Origin of the sequence: Roseateles sp., from assembly GCF_046300915.1 — a bacterium.
In the GTDB taxonomy this organism is placed as follows: Bacteria; Pseudomonadota; Gammaproteobacteria; order Burkholderiales; family Burkholderiaceae_C; genus Kinneretia.
This window is the reverse complement of sequence record NZ_JBKCLH010000002.1, coordinates 1-7,374: the sequence shown is the minus strand read 5'-3', so window position 1 is coordinate 7,374 and position 7,374 is coordinate 1. Positions and strand designations below refer to the sequence as shown.

The window sequence follows — 7,374 nt, the reverse complement described above, 5'->3', positions numbered from 1 at the left end:
AGCACCAGCTGGCGCTGGCCATGACCCTGCGCATCGCTCACCGATAGATGCAGCTTGCGCCCCTCGGACACGGCCTGAGTCAGCTGCCAGCGCAGCTGCGGCAGAGACTGCAGTTCCTGCCAGTCCTCGCCATCGGTCGAGACCGCGCGCACCAGGTCTCCGGCGCGCAGGCCGGCCTTGTCGGCCAGGCTGCCGGCCAGGGGCGAACCCAGCACGGGCTTGGGTTCTTCCACGCCCAGCAGACCCACCGCCGCAAAGAGCAGGATGGCCAGCACGAAGTTGGCCGCCGGGCCGGCGGCCACGATGGCGGCGCGCTGCCACAGCGGGCGGTTGTTGAAGGCGCGCTCACGCTCGGCTGGGGACACCGGCCCCTCGCGCTCATCAAGCATGCGTACATAGCCCCCCAGCGGCAAGGCCGAGAGGGTGAACTCGGTCTCGCCACGCTGGCGACGCAGCAGCACTCGCCCAAAACCCACCGAGAACCGCAGCACCTTCACACCACAGGCCTTGGCCACGCGGTAATGCCCCCACTCGTGCACCACGATCAGCACACCGAGAGTGACAACAAAGGCGAGCAGGGTGGTGAGCATCAGGCGGACAGCGCGGCAATCAGGGCCTGGGCGTGGCGGCGGGCCCGGGCATCAAGGTTCAGCAGGCCCTCGACGCTGGCGCATTCGCCGGCCTCGGGGTGCAACTCCTCCAGCGTCTGGCGATTGACACGGCAAATGTGATCAAAGCGCAGGCCGCGCGCCAGGAAGGCGGCCACCGCCTCCTCGTTGGCGGCATTGAGCACCGCGGTGCACCCCTCCCCAGCCCGCAAGGCCTGCCAGGACAGGTAGAGGCCCGGGAAGCGACGCTCATCGGCCTCTTCAAAAGTCAGATTGGGCTTGGCCAGGAAGTCCAGGGGCTCGGCCCCCGAGGCGATGCGCTCGGGGAAGGACAGGGCATAGGCGATGGGCACGCGCATATCGGGCGTGCCCAGCTGGGCGAGCACCGAACGGTCGCGGCACACCACCATGGAATGGATGATGCTCTGCGGGTGGATCACCACCTTGATCTGCTCGGGCGCCAGATTGAAGAGCCAACGCGCCTCGATCACCTCCAGCGCCTTGTTCATCATGGTGGCGGAGTCCACCGAGATCTTGCGTCCCATGACCCAGTTCGGGTGCGCCACCGCCTGCTCGGGCGTGACATCGGCCAGGCTGGCCGGGTCGCGCTGGCGGAAGGGGCCACCGGAGGCGGTGAGCACGATGTGGTCGATGCGATCGTGCCAGGTGCCGCGATCCTCGGGCAGGCATTGGAAGATGGCCGAGTGCTCGGAATCCACCGGCAGCAAGGTGGCCCCACCCTGCTCCACCGCCTGCATGAAGAGCGCGCCCCCCACGACAATGGCCTCCTTGTTGGCCAGCATCAGCTTCTTGCCGGCGCGCGCAGCCGCCAGGCAGGGCGCCAGCCCCGCAGCACCGACGATGGCGGCCATCACAGCATCCACCTCGGGGTGTGCGGCAATCTCGCTCAAGGCGCGCTCACCCGCCAACACCTCGGTGGCGCAGCCCTGTGCACGCAGCAGCTCGCGCAGTCGCGCGGCCAAGGAGGCGTCCGGCAGCACGGCATAGCGCGGACGGTATTGCAGGCACTGGGCCGCCAGTTCCTCGACGCGGCTCATGGCGCTGAGCGCGAAAACCTCGTAGCGATCGGGATGCCGGGCCAGCACATCCAAGGTGCTGGTGCCTATGGAACCGGTGGATCCCAGCACGCAGACTTTTTGCAGACTGCGGCTGGACAAAGCTTCAAGACTCATTTGATTGCCACCAGGGAACTCAGGGCCAGGGCCAGCGGAAACACCGGCAACAGCGCATCAATGCGATCGAGCACGCCGCCATGGCCGGGCAGCAGCTGGCTGCTGTCCTTGGCGCCGCTGGCACGCTTGATCAGGGATTCGAACAGATCACCCACCACACTCATGGCCACCAGCAGCAGCAGGCCCAATCCGCCCACCCACCAGCCCAGCTTGCGCAGCAGCAGGCTGTAGACGCTCAGAGAGTCGACGCCGAAGCGCGCATCCACCACATAGGCCCAGACCAGGGCCATGACCAGGACCCCGGCCATGCCGGTCCAGACGCCCTCCCAGCTCTTGCCAGGACTGATGGCAGGCGCCAGCTTGCGCCGCCCCATGGTCTTGCCACCGAAGTAGGCGAAGACGTCCGCCGCCCAGACCAGGCAGAAGATGGAAAGCAGGAAATTGAGACCCAGAGCCCGCGCCTGCACCATCGCCAGCCAGGCCGCCCACAGGGCCAGGCCTCCCAGCACAAGGCGGGGCAGGCGCGGCAGACGCGGCCAGCCCTGCGGTCCCTGGCTGAGGGCATAACCCCCACCCAGCACCCACAGCCCCCCAGCCAGCCACCAAGCCAGGGGCGAGGCCGGCCACAGCTGCCCATCGCGCCCGAGCAGGAGCAGGGTAGCCAGGCACAGCAGGGACAAACCGCCGCCGAACAACCAGGCCGAGCGCCCCGGCACTGCATTCAGACGGGCCCATTCCCAGGCGGCTGCGCCGATCATGACGATGGTCAGCACCGCAAAAGGCCAGGGTGAGGCCGCAAACAGCGCCGGCAGCAGAACCGCCAGCAACACCAGGGCGGTGAGTATGCGTTGCTTGAGCATGGCGCGCTCAGGCACCAGCCAAGGCAGGCGCCGCTTCCTTGACGCCACCGAAGCGCCGGTCACGCTCGCGGAAGGCCTCGATGGCGGCATCCAGCTGCGCCTCGCCGAACTCCGGCCAGAGGCAGTCGGAGAACACAAACTCGGTGTAGGCCACCTGCCAGAGCATGAAGTTGCTGATGCGGACCTCACCGCCGGTGCGGATGAAGAGATCGGGATCGGGTGCATAGCTCATGGCCATGAACTCGCCCAAGCGGGCCTCGCTCAGCTCCTCGGGCGGCACACCGGCCTTGATCGCGGCCTTGGCGGCCTGAACGATGTCCCAGCGGCCGCCGTAGTTGAAGGCGACATTGAGCGTGAGCTTGCTGTTGTGGGCCGTGGCCGCCTCGGCCTCGTTCCAGGCATTGCGAAGCTTGTCCGAGACCGCATCACGGTCGCCCACGATGCGGATGCGCACGCCCATATCGCCCATGCGGGCCAGATAGCGCGAGACCGCCGCCAGCACCAGGCCCATCAGGCCCGAAACCTCGTCGCTGGGGCGCTTCCAGTTTTCGCTGGAGAAGGCGAAGACCGTCAGGTACTCGATCTCTCGGTCGATGCAGGCCTGGACCACCCGCACCAGAGCATCCACCCCCTGCTTGTGGCCAAAGAAGCGCGGCAGAAAGCGCTTCTTGGCCCAGCGACCGTTGCCATCCATCACGATGGCCACATGGCGGGGCACAACCGCCTTGCCGTTCTCGCTCACCACCTGAACTCAGATCGCCAGGATCTCTTGTTCCTTGCTCGAGACCAGCTTGTCGATCTCGGCAATGATGCGGTCGGTGAGCTTCTGCACCTCATCGCCGCTGCGGCGCTCGTCATCCTCGGTGATGGCCTTGTCCTTGAGCAGCTTCTTGGCCTGCTCATTGGCCTCACGGCGCACATTGCGCACGGCCACTTTGGCGTCCTCGCCAGCATTGCGGGCAACCTTGGTCAGGTCGCGGCGGCGCTCTTCCGACAACGGCGGCATCGGCACGCGGATCAGGTCGCCCTGGGTCGAGGGGTTCAGGCCCAGGTCCGACTCGCGGATCGCCTTCTCGATCTTGGCACCCATGCCCTTTTCCCAGGGCTGGACGGAGATGGTGCGGGCATCCAGCAGGCTGACGTTGGCGACCTGCGAGATGGGCACCAGCGAGCCGTAGTAGTCAACGCTGACCTGGTCCAGGATGCCGGGGTGGGCGCGACCGGTACGGATCTTCTGGAGTTCGTTCTTGAAGGCCTCGACCGACTTGGCCATCTTGGCCTCGGCCGTCTTCTTGATGTCGGCAGTGCTCATGATTCTTGAACCTGATGTCTCTTGAGAAAGGCTTCTAACGCAGCAGGGCGCTCAGACGTGCACCAGGGTGCCTTCGTCCTCGCCCATCACCACGCGCTTGAGCGCGCCCGGCTTGAAGATGGAGAACACCTTGATCGGCAGCTTCTGGTCGCGGCACAGCGCAAAGGCGGTGGCATCCAGCACCTGCAGGTTCTTGGTGATCGCCTCGTCGAAGCTGATGCGGGCGTAACGGGTGGCCGTGGGGTCCTTCTTGGGGTCGGCGGTGTAGACGCCATCCACCTTGGTGGCCTTGAGCATGATCTCGGCACCGATCTCGGCGCCGCGCAGGGCGGCGGCGGTATCGGTGGTAAAGAAGGGGTTGCCGGTGCCCGCAGCAAAGACCACCACCTTGCCCTCTTCGAGGTACTGCAGGGCCTTGGGGCGCACATAGGGCTCCACCACCTGCTCGATGGAGATGGCCGACATCACGCGGGCGGTCATGCCCTCCTGGCGCATGGTGTCCGCCAGGGCCAGGGAGTTCATCACCGTGGCCAGCATGCCCATGTAGTCGGCGGTGGCGCGGTCCATGCCCACCGAACCGCCGGCGACGCCGCGGAAGATATTGCCGCCACCGATCACGACCGCCACCTCACATCCCAGCTGCGTGACCTCCTGGATTTCGCGCACCATGCGCACGATGGTCGCGCGATTGATGCCATAGGCGTCATCGCCCATCAGGGCTTCGCCGGAGAGTTTGAGCAGGATGCGTTTGTAAGCGGGCATTCGTACCTCTTCAATGCTGTGCTTGGCGTGCCGCGGTCGCTCCAGCCCTTATGAACCGAAGCCGCAGGCACAAGTGTAAAGGGCGCCAGAGGCGCCCTTTGTTTGCGTTGAACGCTTTAGGCGCTCTTGGCGGCAGCGGCCGCCTCGGCAGCAGCCTTCTGGGCAGCCACTTCGGCCGCAAAGTCGTCCACCTTCTTCTCGATGCCCTCGCCCACCACGTACAGGGTGAAGCTCTTCACCGTGGTGTTGGCGCTCTTCAGGTAGGCAGCCACGGTCTGCTTGCCGTCGGCAGCCTTCACGAAGACCTGGTCCAGCAGCGAGACTTCCTTGAGGTACTTCTGCACCGAGCCGTCCACCATCTTGGCGACGATGTCGGCGGGCTTGCCGGACTCGGCAGCCTTCTCTTCGGCGATCTTGCGCTCCTTGGCGACCAGCTCGGCCGGCACTTCGGCAGAGGACAGAGCAGCCGGCTTCATGGCAGCCACGTGCATGGCCACGTCCTTGGCGGCAAGGTCTTCACCGTCGAACTCGACCATCACGCCGATGCGGGTGCCATGCAGGTAGGAAGCCAGCTTGCCACCTTCGTAGCGCTTGTAGCGGCGGATGGTCATGTTCTCGCCGATCTTGCCGATCAGACCCTTGCGCACGTCTTCCACGGTCGGGCCAAAGCCTTCCTGGGACAGGGGCAGGGCCGACAGGGCTTCGATGTCGGCCGGGTTCTTCTCGGCAACCAGGCCAGCCACGGCATTCACGAAAGCCAGGAAGGCATCATTCTTGGAGACGAAGTCGGTCTCGCAGTTGACTTCGACCAGAGCACCGGCCGAGCCGACCACAGCCGCGGCAACCACGCCTTCGGCGGTGATGCGCGAAGCGGCCTTGCCCGCCTTGTTGCCCAGCTTGACGCGCAGGATTTCTTCGGCTCGCGCCAGGTCGCCATCGGCCTCGGTCAGAGCCTTCTTGCACTCCATCATCGGGGCGTCGGTGCGGGCACGCAGCTCAGCCACCATGCTTGCGGTAATTGCAGCCATTTCAATCTCCGTTTTGCAGCAAGGCCGGCAGCGGCCGACCTCGGGAATACTGTTTGAAAAAAAGGGGCTGAATCAGCCCCCTTTCGTTCCGGATGTTCCGGTTGCAGCGAGGGCTCAGGCGCCTTCGTTGACTTCCACGAACTCGTCGCCGTCGGCAGCCACAGCCTGCACCAGCTCGTTGGTGGCGTTGGCACGGCCTTCCAGCACGGCGTCGGCCACAGCCTTGGCGTACAGGGCCACAGCCTTGGCGGAGTCGTCGTTGCCGGGGATCACGTAGTCAATGCCTTCGGGCGAGTGGTTGGTATCGACGATACCGATCACGGGGATGCCCAGCTTCTTGGCTTCGGCAACGGCAATCTTGTGGTAGCCCACATCGATCACGAACATGGCGTCCGGCAGAGCGGTCATGTCCTGGATGCCGCCGATGTTCTTTTCCAGCTTGGCGATATCGCGCTGGAACATCAGGGCTTCCTTCTTGATGGCGGGCTGGGTGCCAGCCTCGACCTGAGCCTGCATGTCCTTCAGGTTCTTCAGCGAACCCTTGACCGTCTTGAAGTTGGTCAGCATGCCGCCGAGCCAGCGGTTGTCGACATAAGGCATACCGGCGCGCTGAGCTTCCAGGGCGATCACTTCACGGGCCTGACGCTTGGTGCCGATCATCAGGATGGTGCCGCGCTTGGCAGCCAGCTGGCGCACGAACTTCATCGCTTCCTCGAACTTCGGCAGCGTCTTTTCGAGGTTGATGATGTGGATCTTGTTGCGATGGCCGTAAATGAACGGGGCCATCTTGGGATTCCAGAAGCGGGTTTGGTGACCAAAGTGGACGCCGGCTTCCAGCATCTCGCGCATCGTGACGGACATGTAATAACTCCGAAGGTTGTGTCTAAAATCCGGCCCGAATCGCGCTGGCTGACCTCTTTTGATCAACACAGCCGCGACACCTTGAAGTGGCCGGGTTTGCGATTAATTTCACCGCCCTCCCCGCATGCGGGGCGCCCAATGCATCTAGCGCAAGGCGCCAGGCACAGGGCCGTCAGCAGCAAAACCCAAAGAGTATACACGATTCATGCCCCATGATCTGAGCAGCGCCCTGAGCGGACTGCGAGATGGCCGCCTACAGGCCGCGGAACTGCTACGAATGAGTCAGGCCGCTGCCCGCAGCGAGGCCTGCAAGCATGCCTTTGTGCGCCTCTTTGAACCCAGCCCCATCGAGGCACCGCACAGCCCCCTGGGCGGCCTGGCCATCAGCATCAAGGACCTCTTCGACGTGGCCGGCCAGCCCAGCACCGGCGGCTCGCGCGTACTGTCCGATGCGCCACCGGCCGCGGCCGACAGCCCGGCCGGGGCGCGCTTGCGTGCAGCGGGCGCGGCACTGATCGGCCACACCAATCTCAGCGAGTTCGCCTTCTCCGGCCTGGGCCTCAACCCCCACCATGGCACGCCCGCAATCCGGTGACCCAGGCCCTGGACGGCCTGGCCCGCATTCCCGGCGGCTCCAGCTCGGGCGCAGCGGTCAGTGTGGCCAGCGGCGCCGCCTGGGCCGCCTTGGGCACGGACACCGGCGGCTCCATCCGCATTCCCGCAGCGTTCACGGGTCTGGTCGGCTTCAAG

At 65.4% G+C, this 7,374-nt stretch carries 8 protein-coding genes and 1 pseudogene; 1 reads left to right on the top strand and 8 read right to left on the bottom strand.

Annotated features, from left to right (window positions below; genetic code table 11):
- The 8 genes from rseP to rpsB all read right to left on the bottom strand — a co-directional run.
- The coding region (gene rseP / locus ACK5F2_RS00140) for an RIP metalloprotease RseP (RefSeq protein ID WP_409861915.1) at window positions 1-590 on the bottom strand (590 nt) is incomplete at its 3' end.
- Window positions 590-1,801: a 1-deoxy-D-xylulose-5-phosphate reductoisomerase gene (ispC, locus tag ACK5F2_RS00135; protein ID WP_409861914.1), complete on the bottom strand. Its 1,212-nt coding sequence runs from the start codon at window positions 1,799-1,801 to the stop codon at window positions 590-592. The genes rseP and ispC, both read right to left, overlap by 1 nt.
- Window positions 1,798-2,661 (bottom strand): phosphatidate cytidylyltransferase, encoded by an 864-nt coding sequence (locus tag ACK5F2_RS00130; protein ID WP_409861913.1) that lies wholly within the window; start codon window positions 2,659-2,661, stop codon window positions 1,798-1,800. Before ACK5F2_RS00130 ends, ispC begins: the two co-directional genes overlap by 4 nt.
- Before the next feature lie 7 nt (window positions 2,662-2,668).
- Window positions 2,669-3,403, bottom strand: a complete 735-nt coding sequence (gene uppS / locus ACK5F2_RS00125; protein ID WP_409861911.1) for a polyprenyl diphosphate synthase — start codon at window positions 3,401-3,403, stop codon at window positions 2,669-2,671.
- A 9-nt stretch (window positions 3,404-3,412) separates the two neighbouring features.
- The gene (gene frr / locus ACK5F2_RS00120; RefSeq protein WP_133602522.1) at window positions 3,413-3,973 is read right to left on the bottom strand and encodes a ribosome recycling factor; all 561 of its coding nucleotides are present in this window, start codon (window positions 3,971-3,973) and stop codon (window positions 3,413-3,415) included.
- A gap of 51 nt (window positions 3,974-4,024) precedes the next feature.
- A complete protein-coding gene (pyrH, locus tag ACK5F2_RS00115; RefSeq protein ID WP_409861910.1) occupies window positions 4,025-4,735 on the bottom strand; it encodes a UMP kinase in 711 nt (236 codons plus the stop codon).
- Window positions 4,736-4,851: 116 nt separating this feature from the next.
- Window positions 4,852-5,763 carry a translation elongation factor Ts gene (tsf, locus tag ACK5F2_RS00110; protein WP_409861908.1) on the bottom strand — a complete coding sequence of 304 codons (912 nt, stop codon included), beginning with the start codon at window positions 5,761-5,763 and terminating at the stop codon, window positions 4,852-4,854.
- Window positions 5,764-5,877: 114 nt separating this feature from the next.
- Complete coding sequence (rpsB, locus tag ACK5F2_RS00105) at window positions 5,878-6,624, bottom strand: 30S ribosomal protein S2 (protein WP_133602519.1); 747 nt, start codon at window positions 6,622-6,624, stop codon at window positions 5,878-5,880.
- A gap of 205 nt (window positions 6,625-6,829) precedes the next feature.
- Here rpsB and ACK5F2_RS00100 point away from each other — a divergent pair.
- Window positions 6,830-7,374 (top strand): annotated as a pseudogene (locus tag ACK5F2_RS00100) (amidase family protein); the annotation flags it as partial.

What these genes read in the sequence shown, in the direction of transcription:
- tsf (WP_409861908.1), bottom strand. Translation starts at nt 5,763, where the DNA reads ATGGCTGCAATTACCGCAAGCATGGTGGCTGAGCTGCGTGCCCGCACC.
- ispC (WP_409861914.1), bottom strand. Translation starts at nt 1,801, where the DNA reads ATGAGTCTTGAAGCTTTGTCCAGCCGCAGTCTGCAAAAAGTCTGCGTG.
- rpsB (WP_133602519.1), bottom strand. Translation starts at nt 6,624, where the DNA reads ATGTCCGTCACGATGCGCGAGATGCTGGAAGCCGGCGTCCACTTTGGT.
- pyrH (WP_409861910.1), bottom strand. Translation starts at nt 4,735, where the DNA reads ATGCCCGCTTACAAACGCATCCTGCTCAAACTCTCCGGCGAAGCCCTG.
- frr (WP_133602522.1), bottom strand. Translation starts at nt 3,973, where the DNA reads ATGAGCACTGCCGACATCAAGAAGACGGCCGAGGCCAAGATGGCCAAG.
- ACK5F2_RS00130 (WP_409861913.1), bottom strand. Translation starts at nt 2,661, where the DNA reads ATGCTCAAGCAACGCATACTCACCGCCCTGGTGTTGCTGGCGGTTCTG.